The organism is Afipia birgiae 34632, from assembly GCF_000308295.2.
Lineage (GTDB): Bacteria > Pseudomonadota > Alphaproteobacteria > Rhizobiales > Xanthobacteraceae > Afipia > Afipia birgiae.
This window is the reverse complement of record NZ_HG326652.1, coordinates 2,667,986-2,692,262: the sequence shown is the minus strand read 5'-3', so window position 1 is coordinate 2,692,262 and position 24,277 is coordinate 2,667,986. Positions and strand designations below refer to the sequence as shown.

The 24,277-nt window shown below is 58.6% G+C and carries 23 protein-coding genes and 2 pseudogenes; 16 read left to right on the top strand and 9 right to left on the bottom strand.

The genetic code is table 11. The features are described from left to right. Positions 1-1,620, top strand: a complete 1,620-nt coding sequence (locus BN32_RS12685; protein WP_040425679.1) for an AMP-binding protein — start codon at positions 1-3, stop codon at positions 1,618-1,620. A gap of 75 nt (positions 1,621-1,695) precedes the next feature. Next, positions 1,696-2,949 (top strand): ABC transporter substrate-binding protein, encoded by a 1,254-nt coding sequence (locus tag BN32_RS12680; protein ID WP_244438139.1) that lies wholly within the window; start codon positions 1,696-1,698, stop codon positions 2,947-2,949. Between the two features lie 135 nt (positions 2,950-3,084). On the opposite strand, the gene BN32_RS12675 is transcribed toward BN32_RS12680, so the two are convergent. The 8 genes and pseudogenes from BN32_RS12675 to fixL form a co-directional block, all read right to left on the bottom strand. Next, positions 3,085-3,966, bottom strand: coding sequence for a universal stress protein (locus tag BN32_RS12675; RefSeq protein ID WP_019198580.1), 882 nt, complete (start codon positions 3,964-3,966; stop codon positions 3,085-3,087). 113 nt (positions 3,967-4,079) lie between these two features. Then, positions 4,080-4,346 (bottom strand): annotated as a pseudogene (locus BN32_RS12670) (helix-turn-helix domain-containing protein); the annotation flags it as partial. A 77-nt stretch (positions 4,347-4,423) separates the two neighbouring features. Then, complete coding sequence (istB, locus tag BN32_RS12665) at positions 4,424-5,191, bottom strand: IS21-like element IS1631 family helper ATPase IstB (protein WP_019200278.1); 768 nt, start codon at positions 5,189-5,191, stop codon at positions 4,424-4,426. Continuing rightward, on the bottom strand, positions 5,169-6,950 hold the full coding sequence (gene istA, locus BN32_RS12660) for an IS21 family transposase (protein WP_156946972.1): 1,782 nt from the start codon (positions 6,948-6,950) through the stop codon (positions 5,169-5,171). Before istA ends, istB begins: the two co-directional genes overlap by 23 nt. A 108-nt stretch (positions 6,951-7,058) precedes the next feature. Then, positions 7,059-7,430 (bottom strand): annotated as a pseudogene (locus tag BN32_RS12655) (cyclic nucleotide-binding domain-containing protein); the annotation flags it as partial. A gap of 146 nt (positions 7,431-7,576) precedes the next feature. Then, a complete protein-coding gene (locus tag BN32_RS12650; protein WP_019198577.1) occupies positions 7,577-8,023 on the bottom strand; it encodes a response regulator in 447 nt (148 codons plus the stop codon). A gap of 36 nt (positions 8,024-8,059) precedes the next feature. Continuing rightward, a complete protein-coding gene (gene fixJ, locus BN32_RS12645) occupies positions 8,060-8,677 on the bottom strand; it encodes a response regulator FixJ (protein WP_019198576.1) in 618 nt (205 codons plus the stop codon). After that, the gene (gene fixL, locus BN32_RS12640; protein ID WP_019198575.1) at positions 8,677-10,401 is read right to left on the bottom strand and encodes a sensor protein FixL; all 1,725 of its coding nucleotides are present in this window, start codon (positions 10,399-10,401) and stop codon (positions 8,677-8,679) included. The genes fixJ and fixL overlap by 1 nt, the downstream gene beginning before the upstream one ends. A gap of 87 nt (positions 10,402-10,488) precedes the next feature. On the opposite strand from fixL, the gene BN32_RS12635 reads away from it, so the two are divergent. Then, the gene (locus BN32_RS12635; protein WP_040425677.1) at positions 10,489-10,914 is read left to right on the top strand and encodes a CBS domain-containing protein; all 426 of its coding nucleotides are present in this window, start codon (positions 10,489-10,491) and stop codon (positions 10,912-10,914) included. Positions 10,915-10,944: 30 nt separating this feature from the next. Here BN32_RS12635 and BN32_RS12630 read toward each other — a convergent pair whose 3' ends face one another. Beyond that, entirely contained in the window at positions 10,945-11,265 is a 321-nt protein-coding gene (locus tag BN32_RS12630; protein WP_019198573.1) for a c-type cytochrome, read from the bottom strand. Between the two features lie 165 nt (positions 11,266-11,430). On the opposite strand from BN32_RS12630, the gene BN32_RS12625 reads away from it, so the two are divergent. From BN32_RS12625 to BN32_RS12560, 13 genes are all read left to right on the top strand, one after another. After that, positions 11,431-12,150: a Crp/Fnr family transcriptional regulator gene (locus BN32_RS12625; RefSeq protein WP_051488460.1), complete on the top strand. Its 720-nt coding sequence runs from the start codon at positions 11,431-11,433 to the stop codon at positions 12,148-12,150. 362 nt (positions 12,151-12,512) lie between these two features. Next, positions 12,513-12,953 (top strand): hypothetical protein, encoded by a 441-nt coding sequence (locus BN32_RS12620; protein WP_244438138.1) that lies wholly within the window; start codon positions 12,513-12,515, stop codon positions 12,951-12,953. Between the two features lie 126 nt (positions 12,954-13,079). Beyond that, positions 13,080-14,705 (top strand): cytochrome-c oxidase, cbb3-type subunit I, encoded by a 1,626-nt coding sequence (ccoN, locus tag BN32_RS12615; protein ID WP_430641919.1) that lies wholly within the window; start codon positions 13,080-13,082, stop codon positions 14,703-14,705. 11 nt (positions 14,706-14,716) lie between these two features. Continuing rightward, entirely contained in the window at positions 14,717-15,451 is a 735-nt protein-coding gene (ccoO, locus tag BN32_RS12610) for a cytochrome-c oxidase, cbb3-type subunit II (protein WP_019198568.1), read from the top strand. Between the two features lie 12 nt (positions 15,452-15,463). Further along, positions 15,464-15,628 (top strand): cbb3-type cytochrome c oxidase subunit 3, encoded by a 165-nt coding sequence (locus BN32_RS12605; RefSeq protein ID WP_019198567.1) that lies wholly within the window; start codon positions 15,464-15,466, stop codon positions 15,626-15,628. Between the two features lie 6 nt (positions 15,629-15,634). Further along, positions 15,635-16,510 carry a cytochrome-c oxidase, cbb3-type subunit III gene (gene ccoP / locus BN32_RS12600; protein ID WP_019198566.1) on the top strand — a complete coding sequence of 292 codons (876 nt, stop codon included), beginning with the start codon at positions 15,635-15,637 and terminating at the stop codon, positions 16,508-16,510. Between the two features lie 101 nt (positions 16,511-16,611). Beyond that, positions 16,612-18,066 carry a cytochrome c oxidase accessory protein CcoG gene (gene ccoG, locus BN32_RS12595; RefSeq protein ID WP_019198565.1) on the top strand — a complete coding sequence of 485 codons (1,455 nt, stop codon included), beginning with the start codon at positions 16,612-16,614 and terminating at the stop codon, positions 18,064-18,066. Positions 18,067-18,088: 22 nt separating this feature from the next. Then, entirely contained in the window at positions 18,089-18,592 is a 504-nt protein-coding gene (locus BN32_RS12590; RefSeq protein ID WP_040425676.1) for a FixH family protein, read from the top strand. Positions 18,593-18,601: 9 nt separating this feature from the next. After that, positions 18,602-20,794: a heavy metal translocating P-type ATPase gene (locus tag BN32_RS12585; RefSeq protein ID WP_019198563.1), complete on the top strand. Its 2,193-nt coding sequence runs from the start codon at positions 18,602-18,604 to the stop codon at positions 20,792-20,794. Further along, positions 20,794-20,973 (top strand): cbb3-type cytochrome oxidase assembly protein CcoS, encoded by a 180-nt coding sequence (gene ccoS / locus BN32_RS12580; protein WP_019198562.1) that lies wholly within the window; start codon positions 20,794-20,796, stop codon positions 20,971-20,973. The genes BN32_RS12585 and ccoS overlap by 1 nt, the downstream gene beginning before the upstream one ends. A gap of 359 nt (positions 20,974-21,332) precedes the next feature. Then, a complete protein-coding gene (locus tag BN32_RS12570; protein WP_040426399.1) occupies positions 21,333-22,181 on the top strand; it encodes a universal stress protein in 849 nt (282 codons plus the stop codon). Between the two features lie 240 nt (positions 22,182-22,421). Beyond that, complete coding sequence (locus BN32_RS12565) at positions 22,422-23,324, top strand: NAD(P)-dependent oxidoreductase (protein ID WP_019198559.1); 903 nt, start codon at positions 22,422-22,424, stop codon at positions 23,322-23,324. A 54-nt stretch (positions 23,325-23,378) separates the two neighbouring features. Next, the gene (locus tag BN32_RS12560) at positions 23,379-24,212 is read left to right on the top strand and encodes a beta-keto acid cleavage family enzyme (RefSeq protein WP_019198558.1); all 834 of its coding nucleotides are present in this window, start codon (positions 23,379-23,381) and stop codon (positions 24,210-24,212) included. Positions 24,213-24,277: the final 65 nt, after the last annotated feature.

Below are 24,277 nucleotides of genomic sequence, written 5' to 3'. Positions count from 1 at the left end.
ATGACGCATTCCTATTGGCCCGCAGACAGGTCGCGTCCGATTCTGGATCTGACGGCTGGCGATGCGTTGCGCGAGGCCGCTCGCGCTGCGCCGGACCGCACTGCGTTGGTCGAGGTCGTGCCCAAGGGCATGGCCTCGCTGGTCGGTGCCGATGCTACCGACCGCCGCTGGACTTATGCCGAGTTGCTGGCCGAAGCCGAAGATTGCGCCCGCTGGCTACTGGAGAGTTACACGCCGGGTGAGCGGATCTGCATATGGGCCCCCAACGTACCAGAGTGGGTAATCGTGCAGTACGGCGCAGCATTGGCCGGGCTCGTGCTTGTCACTGCCAATCCGGCGCTGCGCGTCGGCGAGTTGCGCTATGTACTGCGTCAGTCACAGTCCGTCGGACTGATACATGCGGATCAATTCCGTGGCACCGATATGGCGGGCATCGCGCGTGAAGTCTCCGATGAGGTTCGCGCGACATTCTGTATGGCCAACTGGCAAACAGCGGTGCGGGGACAAGCCCGCACGGGCACGCTGCCTGTGGTGAAGCCGGGCGATCCCGCCCAGGTTCAATACACGTCGGGGACAACTGGTGAGCCGAAGGGCGCGTTGCTGCACCATCGCGGGCTGGTAACCAATGCCAGCTATGTTGCCGCCCGGGCCGGGTTGGACAACGGCGTGTTCGTGAGTCCATTGCCGCTGTTTCACACTGCGGGATCGGGCATGAGCGCCCTCGGCTGTGTGACGACGCGCTCGACCTATGTGCTGCCGCTGCTGTTCGATCCGGAGCTGGTGTTGGCTGCGATCGAGCGGGAGCGGGGCGATCTCACTCTTGGTGTCCCCACCATGCTGATCGCGCTGCTAGAGCAGCAGCGCAAGAGCAACTACGATCTCTCGTCGCTGCGCACCGCATTGTGCGGCGGAGCTCCTGTGCCGGTCGAGTTGTTGCGGCGTGTGGAGCAGGGTCTCGGTTGCGATCTTACGCCGGTCTATGGCCAGACCGAACTCAGCCCGATCGTGTGCCAGACTTCGCCCAACGATTCGCTCGAGGATAAAGCCAACAGTTCGGGCCGGCCCTTGTGGCAGGTTGAGGTTAGGGTCGTTGACCCGGCTAGCGGCGAGATTCTGGCCTCTGGTCTCGAAGGCGAGATACAGGCGCGTGGCTACCAAGCCATGATGGGCTATTTCGACATGCCGGAAGCGACTGCCGACACCGTTGGTGCCGACGGTTGGGTGCGTACAGGCGATCTCGGGACAATGGATGCCCGCGGATACATTCAGATCACCGGCCGTTTGCGCGATATGATTATTCGCGGAGGAGAAAACGTCTATCCGCGTGAAATCGAAGCCGAGCTGTTCGCTCACGCTGCAGTGGCCGATGTTGCCGTATTCGGCATCCCCGACGATCACTGGGGAGAAGTTATCGGTGCGGCGGTGCGTGCCGCCGATCCGGCAAAGCCGCCGACGGTGTCGGAACTGCAGGCGCACTGCCGTGCAAAGCTCGCGCCGTTCAAGACGCCCACGGAGTGGTTCATTTGCGCGGAGTTTCCGCTTACGGCCTCGGGCAAGGTGCAGAAGTTCAGGCTTCGCGAGCAACTGAAATCCGGAGCACTGGATCGGCTCGGACGCTGAGAACCTCAGACATCTAACGACAGTCAGCTTGGGCGAAAGGGCTTCGCGCGCGATGCGCGATGTCGCGCGCAGTCTTTGCTGCTGAAACAAAACATAAAGCTAGAACAGGGAGAGATTGTGATGCGTTTGGTTGGTCTACTTTCGGCGGCAGCGGTTCTTGCGGCGACCGGTAGCGTTGTTGCGCAGACATCCAGTGATGTCATAAAGATTGGGGTTCTGACGGACCAGAATGGAATCTATTCGTATGTTGCGGGCCGAGGCACCGTCGAGGCGGCCAGGCTTGCGGTAGAAGACGCCGGCGGAAAGGTTCTCGGCAAGCGGATCGAGATTATCACCGGTGACGATCAGAACAAGCCTGATATCGGCGGAGCAATTGCCCGGAAGTGGATCGATCAGGAGAACGTGAATGTGATCGTGGCTGGTACCGGATCTGCATCCACAGTCGCGATTCTAAATGTGGTGAAGGATAAGGACCGCACGCTGCTGGTCGCCGGCGCAGGTTCTTCAGACATTACCGGGAAGCTCTGCTCACCAAATACGACGCAATGGGCCTATGACACCTACGGTGTTGCATCCAGCGTGGCGAGGGCTGTGGTCGAGCAGGGCGGCAAGACCTGGTTTTTCATTGCCGCCGACTATTCGTTCGGCCAGGCTCTGACGCGCGATACGACCCGCTTTGTCGAAGCAGGTGGGGGCAAGGTGCTCGGAGCTGCGCGGCATCCGCTGGGTTCGACCGATTTCGCTTCTTATCTCATGGCGGCGCGTGCGTCGGGGGCGTCCGTCGTGGGGCTGGCCAATGCCGGAGGTGATACCGTGACAGCGGTCAAGCAGGCTCACGAATTCGGCCTTGCGCAAGGAGGTCAAAGGCTTGCCGGACTGTTGCTGTTCGTCAACGATATCCAGGCATTGAGTCTCGATACCGCGCAGCAAACGCTGGGAGCGGCGTCGTTCTATCATGACCTGAACGATGACACGAAAGCCTGGACCAAGCGCTACATGGAGCGCTTCCCGGGGAATAATTTGCCGAACATGAACCACGCTGCCGCCTATGCAGCAGTCAGACACTACCTGAAGGCGGTAGAAGCAACGGGGACCGAGGCTGCTGCTCAGGTCGGTCAGAAAATGCGCGAACTTCCCGTCAACGATTTCTACAACAAGGGTATCAAGATTCGTCGCGATGGTCGCGTCCTGCACGACATGATGCTGTGGCGAGTAAAATCGCCCGCCGAATCCAAAGGTCCACGCGACCTCTTTGCGATCCTGCAATCGCTTCCAGGCGCGCAGGTGTTTCGGCCCGAAAGCGAAGGTGATTGTCCGCTCAACAAATAGCGCCCCCCAAAAGCGGAAGCCGCCCGTCCTCCCGGTCCGGCAATCGAGCTGAAGGACCTAACTATCCGGCCAGATATTCTGGCCGGATTTTTTTGTGTTTACTAACCCTAGCTTGCCAAGGAGAGCGGCCGCTTTTCAATGAGACAGCATAACCCAGCCCGGTGGATTCATCAGAATCGATCGTGTCGCGCCGCCAAGAATGAACTCCCGGAGCTTTGAATGTCCGTAGGCGCCCATGACCAAGAGGTCGGACCTGTGATTGGCTATGTAGTTTTCGAAACAGCTGCCGATGGTGTGCTGGCTGGTCTTCTTCACCTCCTCGTAAATGGCATCGACGCCTTCCGAGGAGAGTTGCTGCGCGATCTCACGTCCGCGCGTCGCAGACGTCATAGGTTTATCGTCTGTAGCTGAGAAGATACGGACCTGCGATGCGCGCCGCAGGAATGGCATGGCATCGCCGACAGCGCGGGCCGCAGGCCTGCTGCCGTCCCACGCGACCGCGATCCTGCTGAACGATTTTGACAAGGGACGAGGGGAGTGCTCCGGAAATATCAGGACTGGACGGCCGGCGTCGAAAATCAGCCGCTCTGCGATGTCCTGGTAATGGCTATCGTCTCGTCGGACAGGAAGCGCGGTCATATGATGAACGCGGGCTTCCTCTACCAGAAGACGGAGACACTCATAAGGATAGCGCCTTTCTATTCTGCATGCCGTCAGAACGGGGTGAGTTGCGGCGATCCTTTGGAATGTTGTTGCGAGCTCCTTGGCATTGGTTGCACTCTTTCTCGCTTCGGCTTCAAAGAAATCGCCGATGTGGGCGCCCTCAAAGTACAGTCCCGGTTCGATCTCCGTTTCCAGGACAAGTGCGGATATGCGCGTGCGAATCTGCCTGTAAGTTCCGTTGATGGCGCAGGGTTTCGACAGGCTTTCCGCCAATTCCAGGACTGCGCCGATAGCGGCCTCGCCGGTCGGCTCTGGATAGTTGAGAAGCGGAAGTAAGACGTCACGAATGGCCATGGCCAATTCTCCATTTCGCGCCTCATCAGGAGGGGAGCCGATTGATTATCGATCAGCGGCTGCCATGAAGATCATTGCGATTGATCGTCACGGTTGCGGCGTAACCTGAGAGATCAGCTATCGATGTTGTGCAGCTTACGGCGATTCCGAAGCACAATCTGGCGCGCACCGGAAAAGTCGAGCGCACCTTCGCTGTTGAGTTGCGAAAGCGCGCGCGAAACTGTTTCCAGCGTTAGGCCGAGATAGTCAGCAATATCCCTTCGGCACATTGGAAGCGCCATCGTGCCCGTGACGGAAAGGCGGCGATCCATTTCAAGGAGAAATGTCGCGACACGTTCGCGCGCGGTCTTTCTGCCAAGCAGCAGCATGTGATCCTCGGCCCCCGCGGGTCACTTCAAATTCCTCCGGGTGTGGTCAGTCAAATTCCTCCACCCCGCGAGGCAGGACATGATGATTGTTAGTTTGACATTGTTTCCCGGGCAAGGGCTTCAGCGGCCTCTTTGAGCCGATAGCTTCGTCCATCGAACTCGAGCAGATGGCAATAATGCATCAGGCGATCGAGGATCGTCGTGCTCATGGTGTTGTCCCCCAGGTATGTTCCCCAATCCTGCACGACGCGATTGGAGGTGACGATGACGCTGCGGCGCAGTTTGTAGCGCTGATGGATCAGGGTCTGCAGCAAGGCGCCGGCGTCGTCAGGGATGGCGCGGGCGAGGAACAGATCGTCCAGCACGAGGAGATCGCAGTCGATGATGGTTCGCAGCCGGACCTCGCGTTGCGCCGGGGAGTTCAGGACGTAGCGGTGGAAGAAGTCGTCGGTCTCAAGATACTGGACCTTGTGGCTTTGCAGGATCGCCTGATAGGCAATCGCCTTGGCGATGTGGGACTTCCCGGTGCCAGGTTTGCCGACGAGCAGCGCGTTCTCGCCGGCGGCGATGAACGCCAGGGTGTGGAGCTGGAAGCAGGTTTGGCGCGGCAATTTGGGATTGAAGGACCAGTCGAACTCGGCGAGCGTGAGCTTTTCGTCGAGCCCGGATTGCCGGTATCGTCGCTCGATAAGGCGGGACTGACGACGGTCCAGTTCGTCCTGCAGGATCAGGGAGAAGGTCTCGAGGAAGGGCTGGTTGGCGCCCTGCGCCTGCAGCACACGCGTCTGCAGCGTGTCGCGAACGCCCGACAGGCGCAGCTGTCGCAGGCAACGTTCAATTTCCGGCATGGTCATCATGTGGTTTGGTCTCCAGTTTGAGGTGAGAAGCCGCGGGAGCGCTCGTGGCGCCGGAGCTGGTCGGGGTTGCGCAGGCGCCACGAGCGCGGGTTGCAGGGGCGCGGTCGTCGTGAGCCTCGGCCTGCCGGCCATTGGCGCCGGCATCGTGCCGCGCGGCACGGCTGAAGAGATCGCCGTATTCGGCTGGAGCGCGGATCAGCGGATGATCCTGGGTGAGCGGCGATGCCGGCTGTGGCGTCGCTCCAACCTGCGCGATCGCCTGTTCGAACAACCGCTCGACGGTCGCACGCACGTGCTTGTAACGGTAGATGCGGTTGCCGATGGCGTGCGCGCAGGCCTGCTCGACCAGCCGTGCCGGATACTTCCGGCTCAGCCCGACAATGCCCCACATCGCGCGCTGTCCGGGGCGCCCCTCGGTGTCGAACACTTGCTGGCAGAGCGCCCTGGTCTGCGGACCGATGCGCTCGGCGCTCGCCAGCAGCACCGCGGTTTGCCGCGACGGATTGAACGGCCGTTCGCTGGTCGGCAGGACGACCGAACCGGGATGCGCCATCCGGGGATGAACACGCAGCAGCGCATGGGTGTGGCGATCGCGGATCTCGATCGTCGAGGCGTAGATCCGCACCACGACCTGGCTGCCGATGGGCGCAGGCCGCGCGGCGTAATAGCTGCTATCAACACGCACGGTGGTATCGTCGCAGACGGTCCGAACGACCTCGGTGAAGATGCGGAAGGCAGCCACTGGCAACGGCCGCAGGTGGGGCTTCTCCTCCTGGAACATCGCCTCGACCTGACGCCGCGTGCTGCCGTGGATTCGCTTGGAGGCCCAATTCTCCTCCCAGTGCCTCAAGAACTCGTTCTGGGCTTCCAGTGTCTCGAAGCGCCGTCCGGCCAGCGCGGTGCCCTGGGTATGTTGAATCGCGCTCTCGACGCATCCTTTCCGATTGGGATCGGCCACCCGCGCGGGATCGGCGACCACGGCGTAATGAGCCAGCATCGCGCTGTAAATCGGGTTGAGCTCGGGCTCGTACAAATCCGGCTTGAGGACGCCTTCCTTCAGGTTGTCGAGCACGACATAGCTGGGGACCCCGCCAAAATACCGGAACGCCTCTTCGTGGAGCTGCGCCCAGACTTGCTGGCTGGATTGCCACACCACCCGCCGGAAGCTGCGCCGCGAGTAGCGCAGCGTCATCACGAACAGGCGGGGACGGCGGTACCGGCCGCTCCTGGGATCAATCGTCAGAGCGCCCTCGCCATAGTCGACCTGGGCCTCCTCGCCGGGGAGGAACTCAAGTCGATCAAACTGCTCGGGATCGCTGTGTCGCAACGTGCGCACAAACCGCTTGACGCTCTGGTAGCTGGACGGAAAGCCAAATTGATCGACCAGGTCCTGGTAAATCGCCTGCGCATTCCGCTTCAGGCGGACCTGTTCTTCGATCCACGTCCGATGCGGTTCGCAAGCCGAACGGGCCAGGCTGCCGGCGGCCGTCGCTCCCGATGCCCCAGAAGCCGGTGGTCGGGGTGGAGGAATTTGGCCGTCCGCGCTCACCGGGCCGGTGGTCACTTCCCCGGGGGAATTTGCCTCCGTACCAGCCCGCAGCGCCCGGTAACGCCGGATCGTCTTGCGGTCGACCCCCGTCAGCCTGTGGATCTCGCGCTGGCTGGCGTTGCGATCGAGTAACGTAAATACCGTGCTTTGCAGGTGTGGCTTCAAGACGTTCAACTCCCCGGCCCCTTGCTGGTTAAAGGGACCGAAAATAAACGTCCTGCCTGATCGGCTACCGCTGTTCAGCGGCGCTGACCGCGATTATCGAGTGGGGGAGTTTCAAGTGACCATACCCGGGGGATTTTGACCGACCCACGGGGCCTCGGCCCGCCGCAGATCTCGTGCCGTCATGGCCCAAAGATTGCGTGCGACGTGCACGTCGGTGTCCGCCGCCAGCTCGAGTGACTGACGTTTGACAAGGCGAACTCTAGTATCGTCGATGGCCTCGGCCGTCAGACGGTGAACATTCTCCAATCCTAGCCCGAAGACATCGCCGGGTAAGTGAAAGGCGCCGATTTGACGCCGGCCGTCTGAAAGCGATTTGTAGGTACGTACCGCCCCGTGGACGACCTGATAGACATATTCCGCTGGCTCGTCTTCTCCGTAGATTTCCTCATCCCGCGCGTAGCAGAACTCAGTCTCAACGAGTTTGGCGTGACCAGCGAGGACGCCAAGCCGATCGGTGGTCGGCATCGTCGGAACAACGGAACTGCTAGTGACGATCGGATCGGCTGATTGGTTCAGCATGGCCATCTCCATATGCGGGACGGCTGTTTCTAGGCGGAGCTGTGATTCGGAGACATTTCGCGCGATATCTTAGGGGCCGCACCCTAAGTAGTTTACCGGAGGGGCGCGCCGCCGATATCGGGGTTCCATTGAAGAGCCGCGCGAATCCGTGAAGCCAGCCGCTCCTCTGCGTCCGGCTTAAGTAAAACCAGATCGATGCCGGCGGAGGCTGCTTTTGCCCGGATGTTTTCGTCAGGATATCCCGTCACCAGAATAATGGGGGCCGAAACCTTCCGGTCTCGCAAGCAGTTTGCGATCGCTATCCCGTTCATGTTGGGCATTACAAAATCGAGCACGAAACAGTCAAACTGCTCGGACCCCACCGAATCCAGCATCGCTGCGCCGCTCTTGAAAGTTCGGACGTCGAAGCCCTCCGTTTCGAGAAGAAAACGAAGCGAACTGAGTACATCGAGGTCGTCATCGACGACGCAGATATTGGGCTTTTGGAACGGAGATGGCATCTCGAGGGCCGCAACGTGGGTGAGTGGCGCATTGATCAATGGTAGCGTCGCCGCACGGTCCCGTTTTGACTTGCCTCAATCCTTCAGGATGCCGCCCCTAATCGCGAGGCGAACAAGCTCGGATATGCTGCCAGCTTGCATCTTCGTCATTACGTTGGCGCGATAAACTTCAACGGTCCGGGGACTGATATTATAGTCTCGGGCAATTTGCTTGTTGGAAAGCCCGGCGACCAGACCATCTACGACCTGCCGTTCCCGTGGACTGAGCGAGGCAATCCGTGATGCGACGTCAGCGACAGCCGCTTCATCTTTCTGATGGCTCGCCGCCTGGCCGAGCGCGGCGCCAATCATGACGACAAGCCGCTCATCCTCGAATGGCTTTTCAAGAAAATCAATCGCTCCGAGCTTCATTGCTTCCACAGCAAGGGGTATGTCGCCGTGCCCCGTCATGATGATAACAGGAAGCGTCTTTGGCCCTTGCTTGAGCTGTCGCAGCAGATCGATCCCGTCCATGCCCGGCATCCGAACGTCGGAAACGACACAGCCAGGCGCGAGGTCGGGCAGGTCCTTGAGAAACGCCGATGCATTGTCGAAAAGGCTTACATTGAAGCCCGCCGCGCTGAGCAGGAAATCGAGCGAATCCCGCATCGCAGGATCATCATCGATGACATATACGTTGCCCGTTTGCGACATCAGTCGAGACTCTCGCTCGATGCAGCCGGGAGCGTAAGACGGAATGTGGCTCCGCCCCAGGAATTGCTTTCCACGGACATTCGTCCTCCGTGCGCCTCCACAATGCTCCGGCTGATCGAAAGCCCCACGCCCATTCCGGTTTCCTTGGTCGTAAAGAACGTCTGGAACAGCTTCGCCCGCACGTCGTCGCCGAATCCGTGCCCCGTATCAGAAACCTCAACTTCGATCATGTCTTCAGAAGCCCGGGTATTGGTGATCACAAGCTCACGCCGATCTGTGTTCGCCATGGCTTCTAGCGCATTCCGGAACAGATTGACCAGAACCTGCTGGATTTGAACACGATCGACCAATACCAGATCGCAATCGGGATCCAGGTTGAAACGCAGCAAGATACCTTGCTCCCTCGCGCCGGTCAGCCCCAAGGCGCCGGCCTCCTCGATCAGCTTTGATAGACTCTCGATGCGCTTCTCCGATTCGCCGCGAGCCACGAAATCGCGTAGTCGCCGGATAATCTGTCCCGCGCGGAGGGCCTGTTCCGCTGCCCGATCCAAAGCGGCGGTAATCCTTGCTGCATTCGGATCCTCGCTCGACGCAAGCAGGCGGCGCGAGCCGTTCATATAGTTGCTAATCGCTGCCAGCGGCTGATTGAGTTCGTGTGCTAGGGCCGACGCCATCTCACCCATCGCGCTCAATCGTGAGACGTGAGCGATTTCTGATTGAAGTTCCTGAAGCCTCGCTTGAGTCTGCTGATACTCCGTCAGATCGCGAACGAAACCGGTAAAGAAGGGTTGACCGCCAGACTTCATCTCGCCGATGGAGAGATGCATTGGAAACGTCGTTCCGTCCCTGCGCTGGCCGGTGACGATCCGGCCGATTCCAATAATGTGCCGCTCGCCCGTGGACTGGTAACGGGCAAGGTATCCGTCGTGGCGGTTTCTGTCAGGATTCGGCATCAGAATGCTTACGTTCTGACCGATAGCCTGCTGCTCCGTGTAGCCAAACTGCCTTTCAGCGGCGATGCTAAAGAGCTGGATGATCCCGCGTCCGTCAATGACGATCATCGCATCCGGTATTGTTTCGAGGATCGATCGCAGATGTCCTTCTCGTGTCCGCAAGGCCTCTTCGATCTGCTTCTGGTCGTCGATATCGAGGACTATCCCGCTCAGATGATGCGAAGCGCCGTCATCACCCTTTACGATGCTCCCGCGGGCGCGAACCCAACGGCCACGTTCGCCCCCACGAACGCGGCATTGAATGTCTAGATTACAGCCGGTTTCGACAGATCGCGTCACTGCAATCTGGACATGGTCACGGTCTCCAGGCTCGAGCAAGGCGAGAAAGAGCTCGTAGCCCACCGGCTGGTCACCTGGAATGCCAAACAGGTTCCTCGTGGCCGCGGACCAGATCATTCTTTGGGTCGTTAAGTCGATATCCCAAGTGCCGATACCGGACCCGTCGATACCAAGCCGCAGGTGCTCGTCGCGAAAAGCCCCGTCGGACGATGCCTCATCGTCTATTTTCAATATCCGCCTCTCGATCCCGCGCAGGGTCTCATGTTCCGCAATGGGAAAGCGTGGCAAGAACCCTTCGATGCGAGTATTGGCCCAGTCGCGCATGTTGCTCAAGTCCGAACCGAGCCAAAACTGCGAGATTGAGGAAAGCCCGAAAGACGGTTCAGGAGTGCCGTATGCATCACGGATGTGATCGCGATTGATCTTGATCAAGTTATTCTGCCGGAACAGCGTGCAAATATCAAATAATCCACGAAGGCACTTTTGTGCTGATTTCCATGCCAAGCGCAGGACGCCTCTTTGTACAGGTTTATCGAGGAAACGGCTGCCGGTTGTATGACGCGCGAGGTGAAGACCGTAACGCGTGAAACAGAAATGCATAGTCTGTTAGGGCTGTTCGAGCGGGACAAGTTTAACGCTTATCCGGTGACCGAGGATGCGCATGTTATCGGTCTTGTCACGAAGTTCGATTTTCTGAATTGCTTTGCATTTGCACCCGCGCAAATGGTTCCGAGATATGAGGCTCTTATGAGCCGCACTGTCGCCGACATTATGAACCCGGCATTCATCTATGTAAGCGGCGTTACAAAATTGACCCGGGTGCTGCAGCTCATGGTCGAGCATCGGACGCAAAGCATTCCTGTCATCGAAGGGGAGCGGCTGGCGGGGATAATTTCTCGCGAGGACGTCATGCGGTCGCTTAGGAAATGCGCTACCGACGACTAGGACCAGGACGCTGACTATCGGCGGTAGGTTTTATTCGAGGCTTTTCATGAATGCGAGAAGGTCATTGATCTGATCTGGATCGAGTTGAAACGCCGGCATAGTGGGGTGGCCGGTATAAATCCCCTCCGCAAAGGCCTCTGCGAGCGTCTCGATCTTGTAGCGCCGATGCAGTTCGCGGAACGGAGGCGCGATCTTGAGGGGACTCGCATTGAATCGATCGATGGCATGACAGCGAGCGCAATTGGTCTTTGCGAAAATAAAGCCGCGCCGCTCGCCGGGAGACGCTGCCTCGACTCCGAACGGCATCGCCGAGATGATCGCAGCCGCCAGGTAAACGTAAAGGTATCGCATCGTCGATATTCTGGTGTGAGGCGCCGGAGTTGCGCGTGTCTTTGGATTTTCCTGCGCTCGCCACGCCCCGCATTGATTTGCATCAATCCATCACCGTCAAAGTCGCTATGATTTGTTCTGACGAGCATTTGAACCGGCAAAACTTTGTGAAGGCGAGAGTCCTGGATGTGTCATCGCATTCCTCCGGGTCATCCGGACAATGAACCCGCGGGCTGCCTCCTCTGTGCAATACGCTCGCTCAGTATCTGTGACGCCCTCGATGAAAGTGAACTTCGAGAACTGGTGAGGCTGTCACAACGCGTGCGTTTTGGTTCAAAGGAGCCGTTGTTCTCGGAGGGAGATCAATCCGACGCGAGCTTCAATGTCTCTGAAGGGACCGTTAGGCTCTACAAGTTGCTGCCAGATGGCCGGCGGCAGATTATCGGATTTGCGCTGCCCGGTGATTTCATAGGAGTTGCGACGGGCATTCGTTACGGCCTCTCCGCGGATGCGGTCGAGCCGGTCAGGGCATGCCGGCTTCCAAAGGAGCCCTTCTCCCGATTCATCGAAAGTAAGCCTCGTATGTTGCAGCGGATGAACGATTTTGCGCGAAATGAGCTCGTACTGGCTCAAAATCATATGGTCTCGCTAGGACGACGATCTGCGGAAGAGAAAATTGCGGCGTTTCTCATTGGCTGGCGGGACCGTTTGGAGAGGATTGGCCGTTCGACGAAAACAATCCACCTGCCCATGAGCAGACAGGACATTGCGGATTATCTCGGGCTGACGGTTGAAACCGTCAGCCGGACACTGACCAGACTCGAGCGTGAGAATACGATCTTGATTGTCCCTGGGGGCGTTCGCCTGATCAATCTGGGGCGAGTCGAAGCACTGGCCGTAGCCTGACTCTCACTGTTTCACGCTGGATTGTCCCGGACGCAAATTGCGTCAATAGCCGCCCTAAATTGATCCGCATCAAAGACGGCGTTTGACAGGTGCTCCACGCTGCTCCCTGACAAACGGGAGACGGCTATGCCTGCCAATGCAATGATTCTGTCTGCGATTATCGTGACCATGTTTGTAATGTTTGGTGCTGTTCTGATGTGGGCGGATTTTCAGACGAGGCCACATCGCTTGAAGAACGATGTTGCAAAGCCCCGGCGAAGGGCGTTCTGAGCGGTCAACCAGAAACACTTGCCGCGGTTTTGTGGATCCTGGCGATCTCGTCCAGTCCACGGAAGAATCTCGTTCAGATGCAGGAGGAATCGATGGAGCGACGTTTCGGAAGTGTTCCGATGATTGGTCATGTTGTTTCGTGGGCAAAGAGGCTCTCGCATCGATTCAGCCAATCGGATGAATTGCGGAAGCTGGATCCGGAGGAAATCAACAGGATTGCCAGAGACTTCGGAGTATCCGTCTCCGAGCTGTTAGTGGTTGCCAAAAGTGACGTCGGTGTGCAGGCGCTTCTGAAGCAACGGCTTGTGGAAATAGGACTATCCGAGGAACTCCTGCAGAATCGGTATCCGAAGCAATTCGGCGACCTCAATCGCGTTTGCGCGAGTTGCTCCTCGGCAAAGCGATGCGCCAGCGACTTTCAGCAGAAAAAATCCGGCCGGTCAGATTACTGCCCCAACACATTCACTCTGGAAGCTTTGCGCGCGAAGAGCGAAGCGGCCGCCGAACAGCGCACCCCACCGCTGCAGGTTTGACTCGATAAGATCGGGGCAGATTGGTGCGCGGTTGATCTCGATCAAGTTTCTCAACGCAAGGTCATGATTGATGATGTGGACAAGCACCGAGAAATTTCAATCATGAACCGACAAGAGATCAAGTGGATGACGTTCGGAGAGGGCAGCCTGGCTGCCTTTTTTGCGTCTTCAGTGTTGCTCTGCATCGTCGCTGCGGCAAGGGCGCACGATACAGCATTCGCATTTCATGCATGGGTGAGCGCAGCGGCCAGTCTGCTGGCTACGTTCGCTATCGTGAATCGCTATTTCGACCGGCCGGCATCTCTGCCTCCACAGGAAATCAACGGTCAACCGAACTATAGCTTCGGGCCGATCAAATTCGCCTCGGTGATGGCGGTGGTCTGGGGGGTCGCCGGATTCGCCGTCGGTCTTCTCATCGCTTCGCAGCTCGCATGGCCGGCGTTGAACTTCGATCTGCCGTGGACGACGTTCGGGCGGATGCGACCGTTACATACCTCGGCGGTCGTTTTCGCGTTTGGCGGTAACGTTCTTATCGCGACGTCCCTCTATGTCGTACAGAGGACATGTCGTGTACGCCTCGCGGGCGATCTCGCTCCCTGGTTCGTTGTGCTCGGATACAATTTCTTCATTCTGATCGCAGGTACCGGCTATCTGCTCGGCGTGACGCAGTCGAAGGAGTATGCCGAGCCGGAATGGTACGCCGACCTCCTGTTGACGATTGTATGGGTGACCTACCTGCTCGTGTTTCTTGCAACACTGGTCAAGCGCAAGGAACCTCATATCTTCGTCGCGAACTGGTTCTATCTTGCATTCATCGTCACCATCGCGGTGCTTCACCTCGGTAACAATCCGGGGGTGCCGGTATCGTTGTTCGGTTCGAAGTCCTACATCGCGTGGGGCGGCGTACAGGATGCGATGTTCCAGTGGTGGTACGGCCACAACGCAGTCGGTTTTTTCCTGACTGCCGGCTTCCTCGCTATCATGTACTACTTCATTCCGAAGCGGGCGGAGCGGCCGGTCTATTCTTATCGTCTTTCGATCATCCACTTTTGGGCGATCATTTTCCTGTACATCTGGGCAGGCCCGCATCACCTCCACTATACCGCTCTTCCGGACTGGGCGCAGACGCTCGGCATGACGTTCTCCATCATGTTGTGGATGCCGTCATGGGGCGGCATGATCAACGGTCTGATGACGCTGTCCGGTGCGTGGGACAAGCTGCGTACCGATCCGGTTCTTCGGATGATGGTCGTTTCCGTCGCTTTCTACGGCATGGCGACGTTCGAAGGACCGTTGATGTCGATCAAGGCCGTCAATTCGCTGAGCCATTACACGGACTGGACGATCGGCCACGTGCATTCGGGTGCGCTCGGATGGGTCGGATTCGTTTCTTTCGGCGCGCTCTATTGCCTCGTGCCATGGCTGTGGAATCGAAAGGGGCTCTACAGTCTCAAACTCGTCAACTGGCACTTCTGGATCGCGACAATCGGCATCGTTCTGTACATCTCCGCCATGTGGGTATCGGGCATCCTGCAAGGCCTGATGTGGCGGGCCTATACGTCGCTCGGCTTCCTTGAATATTCCTTCATCGAAACTGTCGAAGCGATGCACCCGTTCTACATCATCCGGGCCGCGGGTGGCGCGTTGTTCCTGATCGGAGCGCTGATCATGACCTACAATCTCTGGATGACTGTACGTGTTGACGAGGTCTCGGAAGTCGCGCCGGCGCCTGCTCTTCAACCTGCCGAGTGAGGAGCGGTCACATGTCATTCTGGAAACGTCATCAGATCTTCGAGAAGAATTCTGTCATCCTCATTATCGGAATTCTCGCAGTTATTGCGATCGGTGGTCTCGTTGAAATAACACCATTGTTCTACCTGAAGAGCACGATCGAGAAGGTCGACGGCATGCGGCCGTACACTCCCCTCGAGCTGGCCGGGCGCAATGTCTATGTCCGCGAGGGTTGCTATCTCTGCCATTCGCAGATGATCCGTCCGCTGCGCGATGAAGTCGAGCGCTACGGGCACTATTCGCTCGCGGCGGAGAGTATGTACGATCATCCGTTTCAGTGGGGCTCCAAGCGGACAGGCCCTGATCTCGCTCGCGTCGGCGCAAAATACTCAGATGAGTGGCACGTCACGCATCTGGTGAATCCGCGCGCCATCGTGCCGCAATCGGTTATGCCGGGCTATCCGTTTCTGTCAGAGACCGAAGTCGATGCATCAACCATTGCCGGTCACCTGCGCGCGAACCGCACGGTGGGCGTGCCGTATTCGGACGAGCAGATCGCCAACGCGGCCGCGGATCTCAAAGCGCAGGTCGATCCGGATAACGGTGACGTCGACGGCTTGACGAAGCGTTATCCGAAGGCGATTGCGCGGAATTTTGATGGCAAGCCGGGAAATCCGACCGAGATGGACGCGCTGGTTGCCTACCTGCAGATGCTTGGTACGCTTGTCGATTTCAAGCTGTACGACGAAAAAGCGAACCTTCGATAGGAAAACCAGGACATGAAAGCGATTCTTACCGTCCAGAATGCCGTGTCTGGTTTTGTCGTGACTTGGTGGACGCCCATATTTGTAGGCATCTTTTTCTCCATTGTTGTCTACGCACTGTGGCCTCGCAACAAGGCGATGTTCGATGCCGCATCGCGACTTCCGCTACGAGAGGACTGACGGTTTATGACGGATCACAAGGAAGAGATTGATTCCGTAACCGGAACGTCCACAACAGGACACCAGTGGGACGGGATCAAGGAGTTGAACACTCCGCTGCCACGCTGGTGGATTCTGACATTTTACGCGACCATTGTGTGGGCCGTCGCATACTGGATCGTTTATCCGGCATGGCCGCTCGTTCAAAGTTACACCACGGGTTTCATCCAATACTCGTCGCGTGCGGATGTCGCAGTCGAGCTTGCGAATCTTGAGAAGGTTCGTGGTGCGAAGATGGCATCTCTCAACGTCACACCTCTTGCCGATATCGAAAAGGACCCGGCGCTTTTCGCGCTGGCGCGCGCGCGCGGTAAGGCTGCATTCGGTGACAATTGTGCCCCCTGCCACGGCAGCGGCGGCGCAGGTGCGAAAGGCTACCCCAATCTGAACGACGACGAATGGTTATGGGGCGGTTCGGCGGCCCAAATCGGTCGAACCATCGAGTTCGGCGTGCGATCAGGTCATCCCAAGGCGCATGAAGGGGCCATGCTTGCTTTCGGCAGAGATGGCATCCTGAAGAAGGACCAGATCGTCACGGTCGCCAACTATGTCAGGTCGCTGTCGGGTCTTTCCACGGCCAAAGACTTTGACCGGGTCGCCGGACAGAAGATATTTGCTGAAAACTGTGCAGCTTGTCACGGCGATAACGCCAAGGGCAACATTGAACAGGGGGCGCCAGACCTCACTGACAAAATCTGGCTTTATGGATCGGACGAGCAAGCCATTATCGAGAGCATCACCAACGGCCGGGCAGGTGTCATGCCGGCCTGGAGCGGTCGCCTCGATCCAGCGACGATCAAGGCCTTGGCGGTTTACGTCCATTCGCTCGGCGGCGGAAAATAGTGAGTGCAAGTCGCATCGTGGCTATCCGGCTCCGGCTTGAGTTGGATCAATAATGTTGGAGCAGTCACGGCTATCGTGAGGTAGCGCGAGGCCAATCCCTCATGAACCAAAACACCACATCTGATCAAGAAGCCGATGACTATGGGCCGCTGTATGCGGCTCAAAAGAAAGTCTATCCGCAGAGTATCTCGGGAACATTCCGCAGCATCAAATGGAAGCTGATGGTTGTTTGCCTTGGCATCTACTACTTTCTGCCATTCATCCGGTGGAACCGTGGCGTAGGTGCGCCCGATCAGGCGGTGCTGGTGGATCTACCGAACAGCCGCTTCTACTTCTTCTTCATTGAGCTTTGGCCGCAGGAAGTCTACTACTTCACAGGCCTCCTGATCCTCGCCGCCTTGACGCTGTTTCTAATGAACGCGGTCGGTGGCCGAATCTGGTGCGGCTATCTGTGCCCGCAAACGGTCTGGACGGATCTCTTTTACGCGGTCGAGCGCGTCATCGAGGGAGATCGCCGCGAGCGCATGAAAAAGGACGCGGAGGGCTATACGCTCCAGCGTTGTTCTGAAATCGTGCTGAAGCATTCGATCTGGATCATGATCGCGTGGTGGACGGGCGGCGCCTGGGTTTTGTATTTCAACAACGCGCCCACCCTCGTGATGCAACTCCTGACCTTCCAGGCGCCGATGCTGGCCTATGTCTGGATCCTGATCCTGACATTCACGACCTATGTGCTGGCGGGGTTCATGCGCGAGCAGGTTTGCGTTTACATGTGCCCATGGCCGCGGATCCAGGCGGCCCTGACCGACGAGTGGGCGCTGAACGTCACCTACAAGTACGACCGGGGCGAGGAGCGCACATCACTCAAGAAGGCGCTGGAGCGGCGCGCGCTTGGTGAGACGGTAGGCGACTGTATCGACTGCCGCCAATGCGTTGCGGTTTGCCCGACTGGAATCGATATTCGGGACGGCGCGCAAATGGATTGCATTCAGTGCGGCCTTTGCATCGATGCGTGCGACACCGTGATGACAAAGATCGGCAGGCCGATCCGCCTGATCGGTTACGACAACGATATTAACATTCAGCGTCGGCGGGCCGGGAAGTCCGAGATATTCAAGATCGTTCGCCCGCGGACAATTGTCTATGCCGCCCTGATCGCCGGTGTCGGAAGCATCATGTTGTATGCGCTCCTGACGCGTTCATTGCTGGATATTAGCGTGCTGCATGACCGCAACCCCGTCGCCATCAAACTGAGCGATGGCTCGATCCGCAACGCGTACACGGTGCGCTTGTTGAACAAGCGCGGCTTCGATCGGACGATCGCGATCGATGTCGACGGTGTAAGCGGTGCGATAGCTCATGTGGTCGGCGCGGATTCGATCACACCGGACAGGCCGACGGTAGTGCTGGGACGCGATCAAACAACAGAGTTGCGTGTTCTCGTTACGGCCAAGCCAGCCGGCGAACTTCCAAAAACAACGCCGCTCACGTTTCGCATCACAGATATAGGCCTCGGGGAAGCGGCGTTCGCGACGGACAATTTTGTCATCCCATGACACTCACAGATGGATAGCTCTCATGAGTAGCTCGACCACAGCAGGAAGGCCTCTCACCGGGCGGGCTGTGCTGATCATGCTCGTCGCCTTTTTCGGGGTGGTGATCGGCGTCAATGCGTTGATGATGCGATTCGCGATCGACACATTGCCCGGAACAGATGTGGACAGTGCCTACCGTGCGAGTCTCGCCTATGAACGTGAGATTCAGGCTGCGCACGAGCAGGATACGCGTCACTGGCGGGTCGTGGCGCGCATTGAGCGCGGCGCCGCCGACAGTGCCAACCTTCGGGTCGTGGCGCGCGACAGCAAAGGGGCGCCGCTGACCGGCCTGGATTTTTCCGGCCGTCTGGAGCGCCCCGCGGACAAGCGGGCTGATCGGACTGTAACCCTGACGGAAGTTGAGGCCGGCATTTACAAGGGGAGCGCCGAAGGAATCCTCGCAGGGCAGTGGAACCTGGTCCTTGAGGGCGATGCAGGCGGCAAGCGCGTATTCCGGTCGCGAAACCGCGTCGTGCTGGGCGATTGAGGAGGCATCATGGCTGCTATCCGGGACTTCTCTTACTACGTCAAGGATCTGGGCTCAGGTCTTGCGCATCTCGATCTCGCGGTTGAAGGCGTTACCTGCGCTGGATGCATGATGAAAATCGAGCGCGGGCTTTCCTCGATTCCGGACGTGACGCTCGCGCGTGTAAACCTGACCGATCGGCGTCTGGCGGTGGAGTGGAAGAAGGGATCGCTCGACCCGGCGCAGTTCGTCGATCGCCTCGCTGCACTTGGATACAAGGCCTATCCGTTCGAGCCGGTCCGCGCGGAAGTGGTTGAAGTCGAGCAGTCGCAGTTTCTACTGCGGTGTCTCGGTGTGGCAGCCTTTGCCACAATGAATGTGATGATGCTGTCGGTGCCGGTGTGGTCAGGCAACGTGACGGACATGATTCCCGAGCAGCGTGATTTCTTTCACTGGTTGTCGGCGTTGATCGCCTTGCCGGCCGCTGCATATGCCGGGCAGCCATTTTTCCGATCGGCATTGGCCGTGCTTCGCGCGCGCAGCGTCAACATGGATGTTCCCATCAGCATAGGAGTTTTGCTGGCGCTCGGCATGTCGGTCGTCGAGACGGTTCATCATGCCGAGCATGTCTATTTCGACGCGGCTATCATGCTTCTCACCTTTCTGCTGGCGGGGCGCTATCTCGACCAGAACATGAGGCGCCGCACGCGGGCCGTTGCGGGGAATCTGGCGGCGCTGAAGGCCGAGACGGCGACCAAGTTCATTTCCGCCACGGAAATCAGCGTAATCCCCGTTGCCGCCATCGCGGCTGGCGACATCGTGCTTCTGCGTCCGGGTGAACGATGCGCTGTTGATGGCACCGTCATTGATGGGCGGTCCGAGATAGATCAAAGCCTCATCACGGGTGAGACACGGTATGTGGCGGCGGCGGCCGGTACCGCGGTCTATGCAGGAACGATGAATATTTCAGGCACGTTGCGGATACGGGTCGGGGCGGCGGCTGAGGGGACGCTGCTGGCGGAGATCTCGCGGCTGCTTGAAAACGCGCTGCAGGCACGGTCACACTATGTGCAACTGGCAGACCGGGCGTCACGACTTTACGCACCGGTGGTGCACGTAACAGCGCTCCTCACCATGCTGGGATGGGTTGCGCTCGGCGCAAGCTGGCACGACGCGATTGTTACCGCGATTGCGGTTCTGATCATTACCTGTCCGTGTGCGCTCGGCCTCGCAATCCCGACGGTGCAGACTATTGTTGCAGGTTCGCTGTTTCGTGCGGGTGTTTTGCTCAATTCAGGCGATGCGGTCGAGCGCGTCGCAAGTGTCGATACGGTCGTCTTCGACAAGACGGGAACGCTAACCTTGCCTGAACTCGATGTGGTGAATGCCGGAGCCATTCCCACCGATGTCCTTCAGTTGGCAGGACGGTTGGCTCTGGCCAGCCACCATCCGGTTGCGGCGGCAGTTGCCCGCGCCTCGAGGATGGCATCTCCATTGGAAGGGATCGTGGAAGAGCCGGGGCAGGGCGTCAGAGGTTTGATTGACGGAGTCGAACTCAGGCTCGGTAAGCCATCATTTTGCGGTGCGGAGGGGATGGCGAATGAGATCCTGAGTGCGGATCCGGAGATTTCGGCTGTTGGCTTCAGTAAGGGGCGGGATCGATATGTTTTTGCCGTTCGGCAACAGCTCAGACCGGATGCGGCGGCGACGGTGTCGGCTCTCCTCAAGCGCGGCGTCCTGGTCGAAATTCTCTCCGGCGATCGTAAATCCGCTGTAAAGCATGCCGCGGCAGTGCTGGGAATCCGTGCATGGCGTGCGGGTCTCACGCCGGCTGAGAAGATTGCGCATATCGACGATCTCAAGCAGCGCGGTCGTAAGGTCATGATGGTTGGCGATGGTCTGAACGATGCGCCCGCGCTAGCGGCGGCGTCGGTTTCGATGTCGCCTGTTAGCGCTACTCATCTGAGCCAGGCCGCTGCTGACATGATTTTTCTCGGCAAGGAACTTGCTCCTGTGCTGGCCGCTATCGACTTCTCGCGCAAGGCGCTTCAGTTGATGCGGCAAAATCTGGCGCTGGCGATCGGCTATAATGTTCTTGCTGTTCCGATCGCGATCGCTGGATATGCAACGCCACTGGTTGCAGCGGCCGCCATGTCAGGCTCTTCCATACTAGTGATGCTGAATTCGCTTCGCGCTCGCCGCGTTGCGCCGGAGGTGATGTGATGGAGGTGCTTGTCTATCTCGTGCCGATCGCTCTAGCGCTCGGCCTCATTGGTCTCCTTGGATTCCTCTGGTCGCTTAGAAGCGGGCAATACGATGACCTCGACGGCGCTGGGTGGCGCGCGATTGCCGATGATGAACCGGCGGTGCCGTCAGCCAGTCATCCGCAGCAGCTGAAATAGGTCACAGCCGGCCACCTGCGCCAGTGGGTCGGAGTGACTTCGACGCGCTTCATTGTCTGTGCGTTCATCCAGCCAGCCTCGGTGCGAATGCATGGAAAAATCAATACATGCACTTCGTCGTCGATAACGGCTAGCGCGACATCTCGATTGAACGGCGCGGTCGATACATCTTGCCACATGCCCTATTGAACGCGGTCTGCCGTGATCGCGTGTTGATCTAGGTCATCTGGCCGCTCATGCTTCGGAGCTTGAGGCCAGCGCGCCCAATGATGACGAGTTGAATTGATTGCGATGAATCAAGGGGGTATCGGCGTTCCACGCTAAGAGGGAAGGACAGTTATTTGGCGAAGGAGAGCGCAATGGCATTCGAGGACATTCTGGTTTCCCTGACGACCTATCCGGAGCGGACGCGGCTATCGGCGATCGAAGATGCCGTTTCGCTTGCGGTCGCACTCGAATCCCGCGTCTCGGCTATCGCCTGTGAGGTTAGAGTCGCCGCACCAGCTAGCCCGATCGGAAGCGCGTTGCTGAATGTTCCCGCGCTGGTTGCTGCTGAGTTGAAAAAGAGCGCGTTGGCCGCTGAGCAAGCGCTTTCGGAATTTCAAAAGACGGCAGAACGGAACGAAGTGTTCCAGGAAACCATTCTCGAAAGATGCACGACATCACAGTTCCCCGATCTGGTGATTGATTACGCGCGTCTCCGGGATATGACCATCGTTCCGATGCCTGACACAGATACGGTCGAGCGATGGCTCGCTGAAAGCTTGATCTTTGGATCGGGGCGGCCGTCTATCGTCTTGCCTGACCGGCCGCGATGGAGCAAGGCGGTGGCACTCGATATCGCGGTTGTGGCCTGGGATTTCAGCAGGCAGGCCTCCCGTGCGGTAGCGGACGCCCTGCCGATTCTGAAGAAAGCGAAGCAGGTCTTTGTGCTAACGGTGACCAACGAAAAGGTGTTGTCCGGCGGGCGTTCTGGTGCGGAGCTGGCCAAGTATCTGGCGCGACACGGAATGGACGTGGTTCTCGACGAGGTTGACGCTGCTGGCCGCGATATCGGAACGGTGCTGGAATCGCACGTAGCGTTACGCGATGCAGATATTCTTGTGATGGGCGCGTATGGTCATTCGCGTTTTCGTGAATTCGTTCTCGGCGGCGCCACCAGAAGCATGCTTGCGCGTCCACCGGTCCCGGTCTTTCTGTCGCATTGAGTTGACTGCCGGCAGCACTGTCCACGGGGGTTTGTCAACGCAGACAAACGGACTTGCCTCGACCGTAGCCCCTAGAGCGGGCTGTGCGCCTGCCTGATTTCGGTGACGCGATCTGTTTCTTGATTTGTTATGATCGGCTTGGTTGGCAAGTTTGGTCATAATGGGCTAATCGCAGGTGAGCCCACCAAGTTTCGCGAGCAATCATTGCCTCGCGAAAGTTATCCCCGTAAGGCGCACTGAATGGACAAGAACGTTGGTATCGTCGGCATTGGCATCATGGGCACGGCCATGGCGCGCAATCTGTCTCAGGCTGGATTTAATGTCGTCGGATACGATCCGGTGCCGGCAGCCTGCGTACGCCTGGAGAGTTCCGGTGGCCGGGTCTTGGCCTCTCCGCGCGCAGTGGCTGAAGCCGCATCGATCATCATCATGTCGCTGCCAAGGGCAGAGGCCTTGATCGACGTCATTGGCGGCGCCGAAGGCATCGCTCAGGCTGAGGGTACCGGCCAGATCGTCATTGAATGTTCGACGCTGCCGATGGACATCAAGCAAGCAGCCTTCGATGAAATGGAAAGGTACGGCAAAATACTGCTCGATTGCCCGATCAGCGGCACCGGTGCGCAGGCCGTAAACAAAGACCTCGTCATTCTGGGGAGCGGCGACAAGGACGCTTTCGAGCGTTGCGCGGCGGTTTTCGCTGGCATGTCGCGCGTCCAGCATTACCTCGGGACATTCGGGCGGGGCAGTGTCATGAAATACATCGCCAATCATCTCGTCACGATCCATAACGTGGCGGCGGCGGAAGCCATGGTCCTCGGAATCAAGGCCGGGATGGATCCGGCACTGGTCTACGATACGCTTGCAGACAGCGCCGGCACGTCACGTATGTTCCAGATGCGCGGTCCCTTGATGCGCGATCAGAACTACGATGAGCCAACAGCCACCATCCGCATGCAACTCAAGGACATCGCGATCATCGATGGCTTTGCAGATAGTCTTGATTGCGCGCTTCCTGTGTATGCTGCTGCATCCCAGATCTATCATGCTGGTGCCGCGCTTGGTCGCAGAGAACAGGATACCGCAGCCGTTTGCGCTGTCCTTGAGACGATGCACGGAATTGACCGGAAGAAACTGACATCGTAGGTCAGTTCCCACGCTCGTTTTCACAGAACATCTTATCGAAGGGTAGGGGCCGGTATGGCCGATCTGACAATCATGGTCGCGCCGAATGGTGCGCGCAAAGGTCACGCCGAGCATCCCAATCTGCCCCTCACGGCCAACGCGCTCGCAACTGATGCACGCGCGTGTCAGGTCGCTGGTGCGCAGGCCATTCACATGCATGTTCGCGACGGCAATGGCCGGCATACACTCGATGCATCACGCTATCTGGCCGCGACCGAGGCTGTGCGGCGAACGACAGGCCCGGAGTTCGTGGTTCAAATCACGACTGAAGCCGTCGGCATGTTCAAGCCGCACGAGCAGATCGCGGTGGTCCAGGCGGTACAACCAGAAGCAGTCAGCATTGCAACGAAGGAATTGATTCCGGAGCCGGACGCGGAGGCGAATGCGGCGCAGTTGTATCGCTGGGCTCACGAGCAGCGCATTGCGGTTCAGCACATTGTCTACGCGGCGACTGAATTCGATCATCTGCTCGATCTCATCGAACGCGGGATCATTCCAGGTAAACGGCATTCTGTTATTTTTCCGCTTGGCCGCTATGCAGCAGACCAGGAGAGCGATCCTGCAGAGCTCGCACCGTTTGTTGCGAAGATTCGAGACAGTGGAGGCGCTCCGCGGTTCGACTGGTGGGTTTGCGCTTTCGGCGCATCCGAGACTGCGTCGCTGGTCGCCGCAGCGGCTATGGGCGGACATTGCCGGATCGGATTCGAAAACAGCTTTCTCAATGCGGACGGCACCCGCGCAGGAAGCAACGCTGAACGTGTTTCGGACCTGCGCGCGGCATTGAGCGGTATTCATCGGCCTCGCTCATCACGGGCCGAGATCCTGAGGGTGTTGGGCAGGCCCGACTAGTCTTCCCGCAGGACGGCTAACAGACTGATCCATCTTGGAAGTTATTTGTCGCCATGCGCGAATGG

What these genes read in the sequence shown, in the direction of transcription:
- BN32_RS12685 (WP_040425679.1), top strand. Translation starts at nt 1, where the DNA reads ATGACGCATTCCTATTGGCCCGCAGACAGGTCGCGTCCGATTCTGGAT.
- BN32_RS12675 (WP_019198580.1), bottom strand. Translation starts at nt 3,966, where the DNA reads ATGGCCATTCGTGACGTCTTACTTCCGCTTCTCAACTATCCAGAGCCG.
- istB (WP_019200278.1), bottom strand. Translation starts at nt 5,191, where the DNA reads ATGATGACCATGCCGGAAATTGAACGTTGCCTGCGACAGCTGCGCCTG.
- fixJ (WP_019198576.1), bottom strand. Translation starts at nt 8,677, where the DNA reads ATGTCGCAAACGGGCAACGTATATGTCATCGATGATGATCCTGCGATG.
- BN32_RS12630 (WP_019198573.1), bottom strand. Translation starts at nt 11,265, where the DNA reads ATGCGATACCTTTACGTTTACCTGGCGGCTGCGATCATCTCGGCGATG.
- BN32_RS12625 (WP_051488460.1), top strand. Translation starts at nt 11,431, where the DNA reads ATGTGTCATCGCATTCCTCCGGGTCATCCGGACAATGAACCCGCGGGC.
- BN32_RS12620 (WP_244438138.1), top strand. Translation starts at nt 12,513, where the DNA reads ATGGAGCGACGTTTCGGAAGTGTTCCGATGATTGGTCATGTTGTTTCG.
- ccoN (WP_430641919.1), top strand. Translation starts at nt 13,080, where the DNA reads ATGACGTTCGGAGAGGGCAGCCTGGCTGCCTTTTTTGCGTCTTCAGTG.
- ccoO (WP_019198568.1), top strand. Translation starts at nt 14,717, where the DNA reads ATGTCATTCTGGAAACGTCATCAGATCTTCGAGAAGAATTCTGTCATC.
- BN32_RS12605 (WP_019198567.1), top strand. Translation starts at nt 15,464, where the DNA reads ATGAAAGCGATTCTTACCGTCCAGAATGCCGTGTCTGGTTTTGTCGTG.
- ccoP (WP_019198566.1), top strand. Translation starts at nt 15,635, where the DNA reads ATGACGGATCACAAGGAAGAGATTGATTCCGTAACCGGAACGTCCACA.
- ccoG (WP_019198565.1), top strand. Translation starts at nt 16,612, where the DNA reads ATGAACCAAAACACCACATCTGATCAAGAAGCCGATGACTATGGGCCG.
- BN32_RS12590 (WP_040425676.1), top strand. Translation starts at nt 18,089, where the DNA reads ATGAGTAGCTCGACCACAGCAGGAAGGCCTCTCACCGGGCGGGCTGTG.
- BN32_RS12585 (WP_019198563.1), top strand. Translation starts at nt 18,602, where the DNA reads ATGGCTGCTATCCGGGACTTCTCTTACTACGTCAAGGATCTGGGCTCA.
- ccoS (WP_019198562.1), top strand. Translation starts at nt 20,794, where the DNA reads ATGGAGGTGCTTGTCTATCTCGTGCCGATCGCTCTAGCGCTCGGCCTC.
- BN32_RS12570 (WP_040426399.1), top strand. Translation starts at nt 21,333, where the DNA reads ATGGCATTCGAGGACATTCTGGTTTCCCTGACGACCTATCCGGAGCGG.
- BN32_RS12565 (WP_019198559.1), top strand. Translation starts at nt 22,422, where the DNA reads ATGGACAAGAACGTTGGTATCGTCGGCATTGGCATCATGGGCACGGCC.
- BN32_RS12560 (WP_019198558.1), top strand. Translation starts at nt 23,379, where the DNA reads ATGGCCGATCTGACAATCATGGTCGCGCCGAATGGTGCGCGCAAAGGT.